We start from the raw sequence: 16,417 nt of genomic DNA, 5'->3' as shown, positions 1-16,417 counted from the left end.
CGTATTCAACGACGATTTAATTGTATTCTTCATGCCAATTGTCTCAGTTATGCTTAGTTATGCTTAGTTATGCTTAGTTGTATTCAGTTGTACTCTAATGCGATGACTTGTTTGTCGCCTTCTTGACGACGCCTTCCCAGCAAATTCAATAAATTTGCCATTCTTTCTTCTTGCCCTTGTTCGGCAAATGCTTTTCCTGAAAAACGAAAACGTCCTTGTTGCAATACGCCATTCCCTTCTAACATCATTGGACCTTTGTGCGTGCTCAACACTAAATTTGCAACGTCACCCTTCCAATTCAATGCTAAGAGATAGCTGCCTAAAGGCTTCACCGAAGACGCACGCGATGCCATCTCATTCATTTCCAATTTCATCGCGCCATTCAATAGTGGCTTACCTTCAACGACGCTTAACTCTAACTGCCCCCAATGCAAAACAATTTTTCCAGTTGGACCGATGGTATTTAAGGGCGCGCCCAATCCTTCTAATCGTTCAGGTGGCAAGGTGATACTAGCTGGACTGATATACCATTGTTGAAAGCTGCCTTTTACTTGCAATGGTGCTGACATCACCTGTTTATTTTCTAATTCAACAGCCACTTGACCTAACAAGATGGCTGGAGAAATCTTCCAAGAAAATCGTCCCGGAAACAAAGCCGTAACAGCTGATTTCTGGTCAACCGCGCCACCAATAAACGCCGAGCCACGCCAGAAGCTTCCTTGTACATCACCTAAACTCAGGCGTCCCATCGTTTGCTTCTCTAACAGTACACCTACCCAGCTCGCAGGCAAGAAAATTAGTACGGACACAAAGGTGCTCAAGACGCCGACCAAACACCAAACAAAAACAACTTTCTTTTGCATACTAATTGCCGGGTCTTTGCTGCCGCAAAGTGATTACCACACTCACCTGTCCCGCATCGCTTAGCGCACTTACTTTTGCCTCATCAACAGTTAAACGAGCTGCTTTCTGCATTTCCAAAATCCACTCCATGAGCTGTGCATACGCTACCGTATTCGCTTGAAAACGTACGATCTCATTCGAGACTGTTAAGGACTGGGTTTTAATATTACGACGATTTAATGTCGACTCAATGACTTCGCGAGTAATCGGCGGAATATTCTCGGACATTGTCTTAGATAGTGCTTCATACTGAGACGCCATATTCATCATAGTGGCGGCTTGTAGTTTTAATGCTGGTGTCGCACTTTCCAAATTGCGAATATTGCTAAGCGCAGGTTGAACGCCGATTAAATAAATCAGGCTTGCAAGGATTAACACCCCGACGCCGAGCAAAATTCTACGCTCACGCAAATCACGCTTACGCCAATCATTACGCAAGCTTGTTATAAATTCGATTTCTTTCATCTTGTGCCACTCAAATCAACAGTCAGCTTCAATGCATTGTCTTTGACTTCCAGTTTTAATCCACGCTCTTTCAATAAAGAAGTTAATTGATCAACTGGAACTTCTGCTAAATTTTTGGGTTGAATAAATAAACTACGCTCACGATATTCAATGCTAGCAACCGTCGCGCTCGGCTGCCCTGGCACCAACTGTCCCCATGCTGCAGCAAATTGTGCGCTTAACACTAAGAAGTCATCGTTACTCGACTCCCCAGCCATTTTTTTTGCAGCATTAATTTTCTGTTGCATTTGAAATAGCGGATCACGAGAAACAGGCTCTCTAGGAAAAGCAGACTGATAGATAGCCTGAATCGAATCTTGTATCGTATTGGCTTCCGTTCGTAAACTCATCCATTTCCAATTTAGAGCGAGCAAGCTAATTAGCACGATGCTACTCGACAAAATCAATGTCCAACGCCATTTCGCCCAGTCAAAACTCTGCTTTCCCTCGAGATTAAATGTGGAAAACAAATCCAGCGTTTGCGTCGACAAACCAGAAATTTTTGTCTTCCAATCAGGTTTAGAAAATTGCACCTGCGGCGATACATCACCCTCAGTCGCAGAAACTTTAGATAAAACAGCTTCTAATTCTGGCGCCACAAAATAATTGATCGCACCCTGTGGAAGCAAAATTTTGATTGTTTGTTGTATCTGAGTCGCGACATCAACATCATCAATTTTTTTATCGCGTAATGCGATGGTCAAACCAGATCCTAATTGCCCAGCTGCTCTTACAGAAATTTCCAGGATTTGCTCACCAATTTGATCTAGGTTAGTCGATTCAACTAGCACAGTGGCGCTCTCTGCTTGCAATGGTAAGCCACTGGAAATTGCGTGCGCGGAGATTTTTTGTGCGCCAAGCGCGACGCCAAGCGACACCAATTGTTCGACCCAAGATTTAGCGATAACCGCAACCTTGCATTGACCATTCACCGGATGTTCGGGGACAAATAGCAAATCATTGGTGTCAGAGAGTAGCTGCTCCTCTAACAAATTCGGCAATGCAGCTTTCAATTTAGCGAACGGCATAGGTGGAACCGCAACCTGGCAGAAGTTCACATCACTCGACGACACCAATAAAACTAAGCGTTCAGATGACTGAATTAGCTCCCGCAAAGAATTGAAAGGATGACGACCTTGCTGCAGAATATTTTTATCGGTCGCTAACAGACAATATAAAAACGTCTGATCTTCCCAGCGCCCCAATTGCTCCACTACCGACTTGGGAGGTAATTGTAAATAAAGCGTACTTGCCATGTCCCCTGTTACCCTCTACAAAATTGAGTTCACTATCTTTTTGAATCGTTTTTCTATGCGCCGTATTTTTATTTGCTTCTATGGCGATCACTTAAACTCAATTCTCTCTAACCCACAAAATCTGTGTTCCCTTGTCATCGCGTTCGATTAAGGCATCCACTTCCAATAAAGATTTATTCAATCGGACTCTTCCATTAACAACAAAAAAATTCGTTTGAAAATCTAAAAACTTAACGTCTGCTTCAGTCACCTTTTCGGGAAAATTCAACTTAAATCGCTCAAAATCAAGAAAATAGGCACGATCCCTAGTCGCAATCATTAACGCAGCGTCGGTCAAACTGACGTTTTCTAAACGCGCAGACAAGACTTCAGCCGATGTCGTGTTGACATTGATCTTTGTTGGCACAGGTAACACGGTAACAAAGTTTCTCAATCGCACAATGTTAGCCGCTGAAAAACCGGGAATTGCCAACAAATCATCAATTTGGCTAAATTTCAAGAATTGTACTTCGGAATTAGCGATTGTCGATAAACTATCAGACTTCTCTGAAGGATTTGGTGGGTTTGGCGCATCACCCGGCTGACCAGGCTGACCTGGCTGTTGCGGTCCTGCAATTACTTTATCCTGCGTTAAGGCGATTTGGCTGGCAACGCGCTGCGCCAGTGAGGGGTCTAACCTCAAATTACTGAGAAGCTTTGCAAAACTGGCTAACTCACGACGATCTACTTGCCCATTCGCAGCCAGATTTGTCAAATTAAACTTTGCTTGCGCATCGCTAATTTGTCCAGATAAAGTCGCATCACTATCCTCAGTGTCGGTCTTCCCATTTTCCACATATTGATCTAAGCGCGTATCACCTAAATTGACTGCCCAAGGTTCACCTAAATGATCGACCTTACTGATACGCCTATCTTCACGCAAGATGAGTCCAGCCCAATCCAATGCGCCTCGCAAAACCCATTTTTTCTGTAACTGAAAACGTTGATTTTCGATTGATCGAACTTGAACTTGTTGTTGCCAGAACAGACTAGCCACAATCGTAATCGCCAAAGTCGTCAGTAATAATGCAGTAACGACAGCCACACCGTCTTGTTTTTTGAAGTTCATGCGGCACCCAACAAGAAGATCTTCAACAGCGGATTTTGTTGACCACGCAATTGCATTGTGACTTCTAAACCGGTTTTCCGAGGCACCAATTTGCCTGGCTTAGGCGATGCAGCTACTGTCGGATCGCTCGCAATATCAGTTCCGGCTACCCGCCAATTATTTTCGTCATTGTTCCAAGTTCGCATTTGAAACACAGTTACATCGGTCTGCAATTTCACTACCGGCATATTGTCATTGCCGTTGATCGCACTCTGCCACATCACGTCGATGAGTTTTAAATCACGTGTTGCAATCGATTCACGACGAGAAAAAATACCTTCCTGCATTTTATAGGCAACGACTTGTAATTGAGGCGCACGCCCGTCTTCATAGACATTGCGGATCAAAATTAATTGGGTATCAAATGCACGTATGCTCTCACGTCTAGGCAACTGCGCATCGCTCACAACATGCGCACAATCATTTTCCAATTGAACAAAACTAATTTGCGCACCGCGACTTTGTTCAAGCTCTTGATTTAATGTTTGTCGAGCGCGAATGATACTGTCTAATCCGCTCCATCCCATCACCGCGATAATCGCAAGAATTGCAATTGCCACTAACAGTTCAATCAGCGTGAAGCCAGCACTTTGATGTGTAGATTTATGGTGCATTCGGCACCACCTGAGTCAATTTTGCCAAACGACGTTGCAAATTACTGGCTTCAAATACCAACACTTCAACTCGCCTAAATGAGGGATTGGGCGTCGCTAATACATGTTCTTCACAAAGCAGATTTAGCTCTCCTTGCGGGCAAGGAAAACTACGTTCACCTAGTTGCGGCCACTCTTTACCAAGACGAATTTGTGCGAGACGATTCTCCGCCGACCAATTCGCCATCATTGTGGCGCGAAGCCCGCTACTATTTTGTGCCAAGCTCGCTACAGCACGCAAACTTGCTCCTAAAACGGTACCAACAATGACTAATGCAACGAGAACTTCCAACAAGGTGAACCCTTGGGAAACGAGTCGCTTCGGAAAAGGTCGCAATTTACAGATCACACCATTACTCCACAACGAAATGACCAACGCCATCCGCGTTCACAGCGACTTGATCACTGCCGACTCGCAAAATTAGCTTAAATGGGCGACTAACAGGCTCACGACCAAACACGATCCTGAGCTTATCTGCACTAACAGTGTCTTGCGATAGAATACTCACCTGTGTATCTGGAAAGGTGAATTGTCTCCCACGCAGTGTATCTAGGTCGGTAATTTTTTCCCACTTATTCTCATTTAAAACAAGAAACTGGTAACCCTCTCCAAATACTTCAAATGCTGTTTGACGGTTACGCACAATCGCCTCTTCTCTGGCTAGCTGCAAGAGTAAGGAAATTCTATGTGCATCGGTCTGCAATTTTTGATGAACGCTTTGAACTGCATTCAAAGATACAGCTCCCAGCATGATCCCCATGATGACCAAGACTACCAGCAACTCGAGCAATGTAAATCCAGAGCTGCGGAATCTGATCGGTGATCTGGCGGGTGACCGTGTTTGATAAGTCACGTTATGACTTACAGATCCCAGGAACCGATGTCAGCGTCGTAGCCAGCGCCATTGGGCTTTCCATCTTGGCCATAAGAGAAGATTTCGATGTCAGATTTTAAACCTGGTGACATGTATTGATATGGATTGCCCCAAGGATCCTTTGGCAATTTTGAAATATAACCATCCGTCTTGTAACCGTTTGCAGCAGGACCAGAGGTTGGCTTTGTTATCAGTGCTTGCAGACCTTGCTCTGTAGTTGGATAACGCTGATTATCGAGCTTGTACATTTTCAATGCGCCAAGCATAGTAGAAATATCCTGCTTCGCCTGCAATACTCTCGCATCATCAGTCCGCCCCATCAACTTTGGCACAACCAATCCTGCAAGAATTCCCATAATGACTAGCACAATCATAATTTCAATCAAGGTGAAACCACGCATCAGTCCACCTGAGTTAGCTTGAAATTTTTTCGCATTCGATTTATTACTTAGACTCTTCATCACATTCTCACCAACTTAAAAAGCGACACAATTCATTACATCGATTACTATCTAATTCACAAATACACAGCAAAAGACGAACACAAAAATTTATCATTCCCAATTAGATTCAGGTAAACAAATTCAAACTGGAAGTGATAATAAAAGCTTACCGTATAAATCGTATCATGAAATAAACTGAAAAAAACTTAGTTCATGGACAACAAGAAAAATTATTCTAATTCATGCACACGAACAGCGATCTGAATTTGACAGGAATGAAAAAATCAACGTTACTTTTGCTTGACTGCGTTATTTTCAATGTGTTTTAAACTTAGTTACGGCGCGGATACCCCTCTGCCAAAATACGCTCCCAAACAAGATCTTTTTGATCCTGCGACATAAACACCCAATCTGCGACTTCTGCCACAGTTCTACCACAACCACGACAAACATCATCAAAAGTAGTGGAACACACAGCCACACATGGTGTATCAGGCCGATTATTTTTTTCCATATCTATCGCTTTACTTTTCACTTTATATTGATCGCTTAATTTATAGCTTAATTTCCCAAAATCTCACGAGATTGATGGATTTATCGTCGATCAATCTCACTTATTACAACATCATACAGCGATTTATTTTAATCGCTGATCGTCGTATCACAACTTGATTGACCTATTGGCAAATCAGCAGCAAAATTCATGTTCTCCATGATTGAAGTTTTCAATCTAACGACCACTACCTCAATCACTTCTTACTCAACCTGAGCAGAATAATATGACACAAGACTTTTTTCAGGCCTTTATACTTCTCATTCTCGTTACCGACCCATTTGGCAACATTCCCATTTTTGTCAGCGCGCTCTCCACTGTCTCGCCCGAGCGTCGTTGGCGTGTCGTAGTTCGAGAGTGCGCAATTGCGTTCATTCTTTTATTGTTATTTATGTTCTTCGGCAAACATTTCTTAAAAGCGCTTCAACTGTCGGAAGTTGCCTTGCGTATTGGCGGCGGTGTGATTCTCTTTTTGATTGCGCTTCGCATGGTTTTCCCACAAGAAGGTGGTGTATTTGGCGCAACTGAAGGCAATAGTGAACCATTCATCGTTCCCTTAGCGATTCCTGCACTTGCTGGCCCATCATCGCTTGCGACCGTTCTTCTGTTTTCATCCAACAGTAGTTCAGACCTGATTGTGCATGTTGGAGCACTTGTCGCTGTCGCCTTAGTTTGGTTAGTTGTGCTACTAGGTGCAGAACGAATGCAAAGAGCTCTCGGAGAGCGCACGATGACTGCAGTCGAACGTCTAATGGGGTTGATCCTGACAGCGATGGCGGTAGAAATGTTATTAGCAGGTATTCGTGAATATCTAAAAACCTTATAAGCCAAAGAAAGCAAGAGCAACCGATCAGATGATTTGTTGCTCTTTAAACGCTTGAATTTGCGCGTCTGTGTAACCCAATTCTGCCAATACTTGTTCGGTATGCGCTCCTAGCTCCGGCCCCAGCCATCGCGTTTTACCCGGAGTCTCAGATAGCTTAGGACTAATCGCTGGGATTTTAAGCCTAGCACCATCTGCAAATTGATGTTGTTCAAACATATCGCGCGCTTGAAATTGCGCGTCGTTCATCATGTCTCGTACCGAGTAAATTTTTCCTACTGGTACGTCGGCCGCTCGTAAACTAGCCAAGGCTTGATCGATCGTTTGCGTTTCACACCAAGCTTGAATAGCCGCGTCAATTTCCGCTGTACGTGGCACTCTCCCATCATTTCTTTGCAGAGCAAGATCGTTCGCTAGATCTGTTCTATCAATCGCTAACATTAATCGATGAAAAATAGCATCGCCATTGCCAGCGATCACAATACTTTCACCTTCGGAAGTTGTATAAGTGTTCGATGGCACGATACCGGGCAAAGCACCACCGGTGCGTTCACGCACAACACCAGCGAAATCAAATTCCGGCACCAGAGATTCCATCAAATTAAAGACAGACTCATAAAGCGCGACATCCACCATCTGCCCTTGCCCAGCAACTAATTCATCGCCTAACTTTCCATTCCAGCGACCACCACTCACATCGCGATGACGCAACGCCATCATCGCACCGATCACACCGTGCAAAGCGGCAACTGAATCTCCTATCGAAATACCGACGCGCACGGGAGGGCGATCAGGATGTCCTGACACATAACGCAAGCCTCCCATCGACTCTCCGATCGCACCGAAGCCTGGTAAATCGCGCATAGGACCGGTTTGTCCATAACCCGATAAACGAACCATAATCGTGGCGGGATTTATTGCGCTCAAATCTTTATATCCAAGCCGCCATTTTTCTAAAACACCCGGGCGGTAATTCTCAATAATAATGTCTGCATCCAATGCCAACTGACGGGCAATTTCCTGCGCCTCCTCGGTCTTCAAGTTCAAGGTAATGCTTTTTTTATTTCGCGCCTGTACGCTCCACCAAAGCGAAGTGCCATCCTTCAAGACACGCCAATGACGCAAAGGGTCGCCACCATCTGGCGCCTCAATTTTTATAACTTCTGCACCAAACTCGGCCAACATGCGCGAGCAAAATGGACCCGCAATTAAGGTTCCCAATTCAAGCACTTTTACGCCAGCTAACGGCCCCATCGGTTTATTTGTGTCACAGGTCATCAAGTAACTCGCCTATCCAGCATCGCCCTCGCAATCGTGCCAGGATCAACGTACTCCAACTCGCCACCCACCGGCACACCTCGTGCTAATCGACTTACGTTTAAGCCGCGCGCCTTCAAGGTCTCACTAATGTAATGAGCGGTTGCCTCACCTTCGTTGTTGAAGTTAGTTGCCAACACCACTTCTTTTACCGCACCATCAGTAGCACGCTGAATTAACTTTTCAAGATGTATATCCTGTGGACCAATACCGTCTAATGGTGACAAACGGCCCATCAATACAAAGTACAAGCCTTTGAAGGTCATCGTTTGCTCAATCATCAGCTGATCACTAGGTGACTCGACCACACACAACAGAGATAAATCTCGACCCGTATCCGCACAAGTATCGCAAATCTCATTTTCGGTAAATGTATTACAAGATTGACAGTTATGCACCATGTTTAAGGCATTGAGCATGGCCTTGCCAATCTGCTCTGCCCCTTCTCTATCGTGTTGCAGCAGATGATAAGTCATGCGTAATGCGGATTTCGGCCCAACACCCGGCAAACGTCGCAACGCTTCAGCAAGTTGTTCTAGACTGCTTAATGATTTCACGCGAGATTCTCAACGAAAGAAGCGCATCAAATTTTGATGCGCTTCAAGATAAATAAAATTCACCGCATCGACTACGGCGGATCACGGATATCGATTAGAAAGGCAGTTTAAAACCAGGTGGCAGCGGCATACCTGCTGTTAATCCAGCCATTTTCTCTTGGCTTGTCGCTTCTGCTTTACGAACAGCATCGTTAAACGCCGCCGCAACTAAATCTTCCAGCATATCTTTATCATCAGCCAAAAGTGAAGGATCGATCACCACACGCTTTACATCATTTTTACAAGTCATTACCACACGCACCAAACCAGCACCGGATTGTCCTTCAACTTCAATCAATGCCAATTGATCTTGCGCTTTTTTCATATTGTCTTGCATTGCCTGTGCTTGCTTCATCAAGCCAGCTAATTGATTTTTCATCATAAAAATTCTCCTAAATAAAACGAATAAAGAAATTCTTTGTATCGATCTCGTGACTCAATCTGCGAGTCATCATTTCACTAAATTGGACGCACGCTACCGGTTAAAATCGTCGCACCAAATTCACGCATTAAAGTTTGCACAAAGCTGTCAGACTGGATCGCTTGCTCAGCTTGCACTTGGCGCTCAGCCCGCTCAGCCACAGCCTGTGCATTGGCAGTCTGCGCAACAGCACCAATTTCAAAATCGAGACGAATCTCACGACCGAACTCAGCAAATCGCTCATTTAATGCAGCACTAAGTTTCTCACCACTCCCTGCTGATAATAATGTTTGTAAAGGCACACACAGTTTAAACAAAATAGCGTTCCCGTTAACTAGGCATTGTCTCAACTCACTCTGTTGCGCTAGTTGCTGCGCCACACCACGAACAGGGAGTGAAGCAGCGAGATTTGGCCAATGACCATCCCAATTAATTTCTGCCATTGGCATCAATTGCAAAGGCTTCATCGGCGAACTTGGCGTCACAGAATTATTCTCAATAACTTGTTCTGCACTTTGCTTCTCTTGGATGCGCTGCGTTTCTAGCTCTTTGACTGCAAACTCTTGCGATGCAATATTTAGTCCCACATTTTCAGTATCCGAAGGATTATTCGATAATACAGGTTGATTGATTGCAGTTGCATCCAAGCTTGGCGAGCTACTTGCTAGACTATCGCCCTCTGGCTGCGACATTTGCGCCAGATTCAATTCGCCAGAACTATCTTCTTTCCAATAATCGGATTCTTGTATCTCTCTCCGACGCCCACCCGAACTAGCTTGCGATGTGTAAGCATCAAACGCCTGTGAATCAATTTCATCCCACGGTGGAGGCATTGAATTGTCGCTCGCATACGCAGGCGTACCATCGTTGCTAGCAAGTGCTGGATCAAGCCTTGCCGGCTGATTTAACTCCGGCACTTTTGTTGCCGTGTCTTCCGAAGTTTCCTGAACTACCACTGGTGATTCAACACGATGTAACCCTGGGACTTCTTTAGGTATAGCAGGCGCAGAGGGACTGGAAATTGCCGAACCCGCCGTTTTTTTACCGCTAGCGGCGCGAGCCGCAGCCAATGCCGCCATGGCTGGGCTCATAGGTTTCGTAGCTGGTGCATTAACTGTCGTAGCTGCAACCGCCGGAGCTACCGAAGCTGGCGATGTTGGCGCAATCGCTGGCGCATGTATGGGAGTGTTTGTGGGAAGGTTTTCTGAAACGTTTGTGGTCGCCTTAACAGAAACACTCATAGAAGAATTGGCTGCCGTATCCACAACCACCGTCGAAGTCTGAGACGACATGATTGGACGCGCACCGTTCACAGTACTACTCATAGGCGTAGTTGCTGCTGGCCGAGCTACAGATGGACGACTAGTCGAGGTAGCACTTCCGCCTTGATTCGACGTAGAAGCAATTGAACTTGGTCTAAACGCCAACATGCGCAGTAGCGTCATACTAAAACCAGCATATTCGTCCGGAGCCAAACCAATTTCATTTCGTCCATGCACAGCAATTTGGTAATACAGCTGCACTTCTTCTTTATTAAAGCTCTGCGCTAGACGCAATAATTCTGCACGTTCTGGCAAATCATCTGCCAACGCAGCAGGAACCATTTGCGCAATCGCAATTTGGTGCAACATACTTCCCAAATCTTGCAAAGCGGCTTTATAAGACAAACTACGAGCAGACATCTCATCTGCTACAGCCAATAAGCCTGCCCCATCTTCGGCAACTAAGGCATCTAACAAACGAATTAAATACGACTGATCAAGCGCACCTAGCATACTTTGCACTGCATCCAGACTGACTTTTCCAGCCGCATAGGCAATTGCTTGATCCGTCAGAGACAAAGCATCACGCATAGATCCATGCGCGCCTTGCGCTAACAAACGTAAGGCCGCCACTTCAAAATCAATTCGCTCTTGACCTAAAATGTTTTCGAGATGTCCGACAATATGCCCCGGCGGCATTTGCTTTAAATTAAATTGCAGGCAGCGCGATAACACTGTTACTGGAATTTTTTGAGGATCGGTAGTCGCTAAAATAAATTTCACGTGCTCGGGCGGCTCTTCCAAAGTCTTCAACATAGAATTGAAGGCATGATTAGTCAGCATATGCACCTCATCTATCATATAGACTTTAAAGCGTGCATTAGAAGGAGCATAAATCGCTTGTTCTAGCAGAGAAGCCATCTCATCGACACCGCGGTTTGATGCCGCATCCATCTCAATGTAATCAACGAATCGTCCAGCATCAATCGAAGTACAGGCATCGCACTGGCCGCATGGCTGCGCAGTAATCCCTTTTTCACAATTGAAAGATTTTGCCAAAATGCGTGACAAAGTTGTTTTACCGACGCCACGTGTGCCAGTAAATAAATAAGCGTGATGCAAACGTTGTTGATCCAAAGCATGGGTTAACGCGCGCACCACATGCTCCTGCCCGACTAGGGTATCAAAACTTTTAGGGCGATATTTTCGAGCTAGGACTTGATAGGACATTTTTTAATTTTACCTTATTCTTACGCGCAAGAATTCACGACTAACCACACAAGCAGTTGCACCAGATCTCGCAAATTGCATCATCTAACAGAAGCAAAGCGGACGCATTTGATATTGCTGCTGCATTCTAAAGAACTTTGGAGAAGTTGGCAGCCTCTAATTTCACATTCAATGCAAAAGAATAAATGTGTGAACAAAATTGCGGAGGGGGAAAGTAAAGAAACTAATGGAGCGAGTCCATATTTGAGTAGGAGGCGAGCCTGATCTGCGGCACTTACGGTAAATGACTGTGGCTGCTTCGTTCCCGACCTGACCAGATTGGTCACGCCGCAATGCGCAGGGGCCCGCCAGCCACAATTATAGCGCATTGCTTGACTTCCGTGAACGAAAAAACCAGATCCAAAATCTGCCCTCGTTTCAAACTAGCTCGATTATGTTTCTACAAACCTAATTCCTGCCAAATATCATCAACGCGTTTTTTGATTTCTGGCGACATTTGAATTGTGCTTCCCCATTCACGTGAAGTTTCACCGGGCCACTTATTTGTCGCATCCAATCCCATCTTGCTACCCAAACCACTAATCGGTGAAGCAAAATCAAGATAATCGATAGGTGTATTGTCTACCATCGTCGTATCTCGAATTGGATCAACTCTGGTCGTAATTGCCCAGATAACTTCTTTCCAGTCACGAATATTGACATCTTCGTCAACCACAATGATGAACTTGGTGTACATAAACTGGCGTAAAAAACTCCATACCCCAAACATCACGCGTTTCGCATGTCCCGCATATGATTTTTTCATTTGCACCACTGCCATTCGGTAACTACATCCTTCAGGCGGCAAATAAAAATCTGTAATCTCAGGAAATTGTTTCTGTAATAAAGGAATAAAGACCTCATTCAATGCGACACCTAAGATAGCAGGTTCATCAGGTGGCTTCCCAGTATAGGTAGAATGGTAGATAGGATCTCGTCGCATCGTGATTCTATCTATGGTGAATACAGGGAAATAATCTTGTTCATTATAGTAGCCTGTGTGGTCGCCATACGGCCCCTCCAAGGCATGTTCATATCCACTTGGATGCGTCTCGTCAGGATAAATATGTCCCTCTAACACAATCTCTGCAGATGCGGGCACTCTCAGCTCACTCCCAATCGCTTTTACTAGCTCGGTGCGACTGCCACGTAATAGTCCAGCAAATTGATATTCAGAGAGGCTATCAGGAACCGGTGTCACTGCCCCCAAAATAGTGGCGGGATCCGCACCCAAAGCAACCGCAATCGGGTAAGGCTTTCCTTTGGTTGCCAACGCATGCTCACGAAAGTCCAATGCACCACCACGGTGTGCCAGCCAGCGCATAATGACTTTATTTCGACTCAACACCTGCTGACGGTAAATTCCTAAATTTTGACGCTTCTTATGCGGCCCTTTTGTGATCACCAAGCCCCAAGTAATTAATGGCGCCACATCACCAGGCCAACAATGTTGAATAGGTAAACGAGCTAAATCAACATCATTTCCTTCCCACACAATTTCCTGACAAGGGGCGCCACGTAACTCTTTCGGAGCCATATCCCATACTGCTTTCACCAGCGAGCCCAAACCTAAAATATCTTTAAAACCCTTTGGTGGTTCTGGCTCCTTCAAAGATGAAAGCACATGTCCGATTTTTCGCAGCTCACTAATATCACTTGCCCCCATTCCTAAAGCGACGCGCTTTGGCGTTCCGAACAAGTTCCCTAAAACAGGGATGGAATGTCCTTTCGGATTCGTAAATAGCAAAGCAGGCCCCTCAGCACGCAAAGTCCTATCGCAGATTTCGGTCATCTCCAAAATTGGAGAGACTGGCGTAACTATTTGTTTTAATTCACTTTGTTGCTGCAATTGGGAAATAAAATCCCTTAAATCTGAATATTTCATCTTTTTTTACGAATTCGATTGATCAAAGCACTGACTTAAAATAGCTAGGCAAGTAATTGATTTTATTGAGTTTTACCGCATTGCAGCAATTAAATAAGATCCGAAAGTTATAAAAAACCGTTTTTATAGTATTGACTCGATATAAATGCCCCCCTACAATTCGCCAACTTTAAAAACTACTGAATTGATTTACAGTAATATTTTAAAGCCTAAGGTCATATTCGTCGTTCAAACCACACGATAGAACATGATAGTGGGAATCGGGTTCCCACCTATGAGTAAGGACTACAAATCTCCTTACATCAATCAAGGCGAAAGCCTCAACCCGAACTTCGTTATTCATTCTTTTCTGCCATGCCATAGCAAGACCGAAAAGAATGGGGAACTCCGGCGTCTTAGATGGATATCAGACATTCTGATTCTAAGACGATGTTTCTGATTCGTAGATGTGCATGAATATTCAATACAGGTATTTATGCGTGACACTTCTCGACAATTCAGGAGGTTGTATGCTTCATAATTTGATTTTAACAGCTCGCTCACCGAGCAAGTGCATATCTGCAGAAAAAGAGATGGCACGACTACTAGCAAGCAAATCTAAAGTCAGCGCACTGACTACCGTTTTACACATCACATCCGGCTTAGGACTATTAGCATTAATTGTTTTGAGTAGTATGTTCTTTAATCCTGAGTTAGCGGAAAAGTTTCGTGTCCTTTCTCCATTTGGTGAAGACAGCACTAATATCGCGCAAGAAAAAGTAGCGGAACCAGATTTAGCCATGTTGATGGCGACTCCACAGCTTGTTTCTCAGGTCAACAATGATGAATCAGCGACTGAATTTGGCTCTGACTCAAACTACAAAGCATTGATCGGCACTCAACGCCAACAGCAGTTAGTCACGAATTGGCTATCGAAGCGTTATCGCGTGGCGGATGAAGCAATCGATATGCTGGTCTCGGCAACCTACTTAACAGCAAAAGAGATCAAGCTCGATCCGCTTTTGATTTTATCCGTGATTGCAATCGAATCACGCTTCAATCCATTTTCTGAAAGCCCAGTTGGCGCGCAAGGATTGATGCAAGTCATGTCCAAAGTGCATCACGAAAGATTTTCCGAATTAGGTGGTGTTAAAGCAGCTTTAAATCCGGTTGCCAATATCAAAGTTGGCGCGTCGATTCTCAAGGAATACGTGAGTAGCGCGGGCTCAATCGAAGCTGGATTGAAACGCTATGTTGGCGCTGCAGATATGGAAACTGATGGCGGCTATGGCAGCCTAGTAATGGCAGAATACAAGCGCCTCAAAGACGTTGCGGCTGGAAAATCCGTGTCAATTTATGCGACAACAGCAAAACCGACCACCATTTCGCGTCCAATAGAATCAAACGAAAAGCGTCCAGATGAAATGACCCAGCAAGCAGCGATTAACTCAGATCAAGTTGCCGGCATTTGATATCTCTTCAAAAATGACGATAACATTTACCGAATTGGCTTACTAAAAGCCATTCGGCAAATGTCAAACGATAAACTGCTCGACCGTTCCCTCCTCTTCCCCCCTAAAGTTTTAATTCGAGTAAATCTACTAAATCTAAATCGAGATTTCGATTTGCAGCTTATTTAGAATCCATCTTTAGTGTGACAATCACACGACTAATGATCGTTAGAATCAAAGAAAAAACTGAGAATTATTAAAATCTCATTTTTGTTGTCGATTCTTTACGTTAGAATATTTTTTAAACAATAAAAAGATCCATCACAAAACATTCGTCAAATGGATATTTAGGTAGTCGTGGTACTGAATTTGCGAAATAAATTTTTGCGATACAAACAAGAGACTCAAGTCCAAATAGTATCGATAAAAAAACGGATTCAAAACATAAAAAATCGCAAAAGAAGTATTCAAACATGATCTAGATAATTCTAATCATGTCACAAATAAAACCAAAACTTTATGCATTCGGGGGAGGAAGGCAAAATGTTAGCTTGTGGCACAGTAAAGCTTTTTGGGATTGACGAAAAACTCGACATAACAACAGGGCTTCGAAGATCAAAATTAACGCATAAATATTTAGGGGATATTGAAGCAGAATCCCGATTTGAATGCCTAGCATTCGCCAGCGATTCTGGAACGTCAAACTTTGTCGGACTAGAATATCTAAACGGAAGAATTGGCAATCGTGTCGGCGGCTTTATTCTGCAACACATAGGATCAATGAAATCGGGATTATCTATTAGCACACTGAATGTCATTTCTGGCTCTGGCACTGGCGATTTTGCGGGCATGAAAGGACATGGTAGAACCACCTGGAGTACGACTGGCTCAGATAACTCTCAAGTTCTGCTGGAATATAGCTTCGATTGATTATGCTCATTCATCAATTCGCCAATAAAAAAACCGCTCTCAAAATGATCTGACCCCAAAAAGTTGGACAGTTTGTTAGTTAGGCATGCAAGGGCTGATTTCTGTATTGCACAGGACTCAGCCCTTTTAGTTTCAGTTTGATTCTGTCGT

At 44.3% G+C, this 16,417-nt stretch carries 18 protein-coding genes and 1 other RNA gene; 3 read left to right on the top strand and 16 right to left on the bottom strand.

All coding sequences use genetic code 11. The features are described 5' to 3' along the window. Window positions 1-83: 83 nt before the first annotated feature. From IE103_RS00095 to IE103_RS00055, 9 genes are all read right to left on the bottom strand, one after another. The gene (locus IE103_RS00095; RefSeq protein WP_189344009.1) at window positions 84-863 is read right to left on the bottom strand and encodes a type II secretion system protein N; all 780 of its coding nucleotides are present in this window, start codon (window positions 861-863) and stop codon (window positions 84-86) included. Between the two features lies 1 nt (window position 864). Then, window positions 865-1,368 carry a type II secretion system protein GspM gene (gspM, locus tag IE103_RS00090; protein WP_189344008.1) on the bottom strand — a complete coding sequence of 168 codons (504 nt, stop codon included), beginning with the start codon at window positions 1,366-1,368 and terminating at the stop codon, window positions 865-867. Beyond that, complete coding sequence (gene gspL / locus IE103_RS00085; RefSeq protein ID WP_189344007.1) at window positions 1,365-2,663, bottom strand: type II secretion system protein GspL; 1,299 nt, start codon at window positions 2,661-2,663, stop codon at window positions 1,365-1,367. Before gspL ends, gspM begins: the two co-directional genes overlap by 4 nt. A 97-nt stretch (window positions 2,664-2,760) precedes the next feature. Beyond that, window positions 2,761-3,771: a type II secretion system minor pseudopilin GspK gene (gene gspK, locus IE103_RS00080; protein WP_189344006.1), complete on the bottom strand. Its 1,011-nt coding sequence runs from the start codon at window positions 3,769-3,771 to the stop codon at window positions 2,761-2,763. Next, window positions 3,768-4,424 carry a PulJ/GspJ family protein gene (locus tag IE103_RS00075; protein WP_189344005.1) on the bottom strand — a complete coding sequence of 219 codons (657 nt, stop codon included), beginning with the start codon at window positions 4,422-4,424 and terminating at the stop codon, window positions 3,768-3,770. The genes gspK and IE103_RS00075 overlap by 4 nt, the downstream gene beginning before the upstream one ends. Further along, window positions 4,414-4,845: a type II secretion system minor pseudopilin GspI gene (gene gspI, locus IE103_RS00070; RefSeq protein WP_189344004.1), complete on the bottom strand. Its 432-nt coding sequence runs from the start codon at window positions 4,843-4,845 to the stop codon at window positions 4,414-4,416. Before gspI ends, IE103_RS00075 begins: the two co-directional genes overlap by 11 nt. Beyond that, window positions 4,817-5,317, bottom strand: a complete 501-nt coding sequence (locus tag IE103_RS00065; protein WP_308426942.1) for a GspH/FimT family pseudopilin — start codon at window positions 5,315-5,317, stop codon at window positions 4,817-4,819. The genes gspI and IE103_RS00065 overlap by 29 nt, the downstream gene beginning before the upstream one ends. A gap of 8 nt (window positions 5,318-5,325) precedes the next feature. Continuing rightward, window positions 5,326-5,739: a type II secretion system major pseudopilin GspG gene (gene gspG / locus IE103_RS00060; protein WP_229827102.1), complete on the bottom strand. Its 414-nt coding sequence runs from the start codon at window positions 5,737-5,739 to the stop codon at window positions 5,326-5,328. Between the two features lie 373 nt (window positions 5,740-6,112). Further along, on the bottom strand, window positions 6,113-6,295 hold the full coding sequence (locus IE103_RS00055) for a DUF1289 domain-containing protein (protein WP_189345015.1): 183 nt from the start codon (window positions 6,293-6,295) through the stop codon (window positions 6,113-6,115). 265 nt (window positions 6,296-6,560) lie between these two features. Here IE103_RS00055 and IE103_RS00050 point away from each other — a divergent pair, with 265 nt between their 5' ends. Further along, the gene (locus IE103_RS00050; RefSeq protein WP_189344002.1) at window positions 6,561-7,160 is read left to right on the top strand and encodes a MarC family protein; all 600 of its coding nucleotides are present in this window, start codon (window positions 6,561-6,563) and stop codon (window positions 7,158-7,160) included. 24 nt (window positions 7,161-7,184) lie between these two features. Here the strand turns inward: IE103_RS00050 and IE103_RS00045 are convergent, their stop codons facing one another. The 6 genes from IE103_RS00045 to ubiD form a co-directional block, all read right to left on the bottom strand. Continuing rightward, window positions 7,185-8,435, bottom strand: a complete 1,251-nt coding sequence (locus tag IE103_RS00045) for a CaiB/BaiF CoA transferase family protein (protein ID WP_189344001.1) — start codon at window positions 8,433-8,435, stop codon at window positions 7,185-7,187. After that, window positions 8,435-9,031 (bottom strand): recombination mediator RecR, encoded by a 597-nt coding sequence (recR, locus tag IE103_RS00040; RefSeq protein WP_189344000.1) that lies wholly within the window; start codon window positions 9,029-9,031, stop codon window positions 8,435-8,437. The genes IE103_RS00045 and recR overlap by 1 nt, the downstream gene beginning before the upstream one ends. A 94-nt stretch (window positions 9,032-9,125) precedes the next feature. Beyond that, on the bottom strand, window positions 9,126-9,452 hold the full coding sequence (locus IE103_RS00035) for a YbaB/EbfC family nucleoid-associated protein (protein ID WP_189343999.1): 327 nt from the start codon (window positions 9,450-9,452) through the stop codon (window positions 9,126-9,128). A gap of 77 nt (window positions 9,453-9,529) precedes the next feature. After that, a complete protein-coding gene (locus tag IE103_RS00030) occupies window positions 9,530-11,983 on the bottom strand; it encodes a DNA polymerase III subunit gamma/tau (RefSeq protein ID WP_189343998.1) in 2,454 nt (817 codons plus the stop codon). A 250-nt stretch (window positions 11,984-12,233) separates the two neighbouring features. Then, an RNA gene (gene ffs / locus IE103_RS00025) (signal recognition particle sRNA small type) lies at window positions 12,234-12,332 on the bottom strand. 90 nt (window positions 12,333-12,422) lie between these two features. Further along, entirely contained in the window at window positions 12,423-13,907 is a 1,485-nt protein-coding gene (ubiD, locus tag IE103_RS00020) for a 4-hydroxy-3-polyprenylbenzoate decarboxylase (protein WP_189343997.1), read from the bottom strand. Between the two features lie 572 nt (window positions 13,908-14,479). Here ubiD and IE103_RS00015 point away from each other — a divergent pair. Both IE103_RS00015 and IE103_RS00010 read left to right on the top strand, forming a co-directional pair. Continuing rightward, window positions 14,480-15,358, top strand: coding sequence for a transglycosylase SLT domain-containing protein (locus tag IE103_RS00015; RefSeq protein ID WP_189343996.1), 879 nt, complete (start codon window positions 14,480-14,482; stop codon window positions 15,356-15,358). A gap of 522 nt (window positions 15,359-15,880) precedes the next feature. Beyond that, the gene (locus IE103_RS00010; RefSeq protein ID WP_189343995.1) at window positions 15,881-16,267 is read left to right on the top strand and encodes a DUF3224 domain-containing protein; all 387 of its coding nucleotides are present in this window, start codon (window positions 15,881-15,883) and stop codon (window positions 16,265-16,267) included. Window positions 16,268-16,346: 79 nt separating this feature from the next. Here IE103_RS00010 and IE103_RS18625 read toward each other — a convergent pair. Continuing rightward, on the bottom strand, window positions 16,347-16,417 hold a 71-nt coding region (locus tag IE103_RS18625; protein ID WP_189345014.1), incomplete at its 5' end, for an IS3 family transposase.

Source organism: Affinundibacterium macrobrachii (genome assembly GCF_014652415.1).
GTDB classification, from domain to species: domain Bacteria; phylum Pseudomonadota; class Gammaproteobacteria; order Burkholderiales; family Burkholderiaceae_D; genus Undibacterium; species Undibacterium macrobrachii.
The sequence above is the reverse complement of the archived record's forward strand: the minus strand, read 5'-3'. Positions and strand labels throughout refer to the sequence as shown.

Excerpts from the sequence above, each read along its gene's own strand:
- IE103_RS00095 (WP_189344009.1), bottom strand. The coding sequence starts at position 863 with ATGCAAAAGAAAGTTGTTTTTGTTTGGTGTTTGGTCGGCGTCTTGAGC.
- gspM (WP_189344008.1), bottom strand. The coding sequence starts at position 1,368 with ATGAAAGAAATCGAATTTATAACAAGCTTGCGTAATGATTGGCGTAAG.
- gspL (WP_189344007.1), bottom strand. The coding sequence starts at position 2,663 with ATGGCAAGTACGCTTTATTTACAATTACCTCCCAAGTCGGTAGTGGAG.
- gspK (WP_189344006.1), bottom strand. The coding sequence starts at position 3,771 with ATGAACTTCAAAAAACAAGACGGTGTGGCTGTCGTTACTGCATTATTA.
- IE103_RS00075 (WP_189344005.1), bottom strand. The coding sequence starts at position 4,424 with ATGCACCATAAATCTACACATCAAAGTGCTGGCTTCACGCTGATTGAA.
- gspI (WP_189344004.1), bottom strand. The coding sequence starts at position 4,845 with ATGGCGTTGGTCATTTCGTTGTGGAGTAATGGTGTGATCTGTAAATTG.
- gspG (WP_229827102.1), bottom strand. The coding sequence starts at position 5,739 with ATGCGTGGTTTCACCTTGATTGAAATTATGATTGTGCTAGTCATTATG.
- IE103_RS00055 (WP_189345015.1), bottom strand. The coding sequence starts at position 6,295 with ATGGAAAAAAATAATCGGCCTGATACACCATGTGTGGCTGTGTGTTCC.
- IE103_RS00050 (WP_189344002.1), top strand. The coding sequence starts at position 6,561 with ATGACACAAGACTTTTTTCAGGCCTTTATACTTCTCATTCTCGTTACC.
- IE103_RS00045 (WP_189344001.1), bottom strand. The coding sequence starts at position 8,435 with ATGACCTGTGACACAAATAAACCGATGGGGCCGTTAGCTGGCGTAAAA.
- IE103_RS00035 (WP_189343999.1), bottom strand. The coding sequence starts at position 9,452 with ATGATGAAAAATCAATTAGCTGGCTTGATGAAGCAAGCACAGGCAATG.
- IE103_RS00030 (WP_189343998.1), bottom strand. The coding sequence starts at position 11,983 with ATGTCCTATCAAGTCCTAGCTCGAAAATATCGCCCTAAAAGTTTTGAT.
- ubiD (WP_189343997.1), bottom strand. The coding sequence starts at position 13,907 with ATGAAATATTCAGATTTAAGGGATTTTATTTCCCAATTGCAGCAACAA.
- IE103_RS00015 (WP_189343996.1), top strand. The coding sequence starts at position 14,480 with ATGGCACGACTACTAGCAAGCAAATCTAAAGTCAGCGCACTGACTACC.
- IE103_RS00010 (WP_189343995.1), top strand. The coding sequence starts at position 15,881 with ATGTTAGCTTGTGGCACAGTAAAGCTTTTTGGGATTGACGAAAAACTC.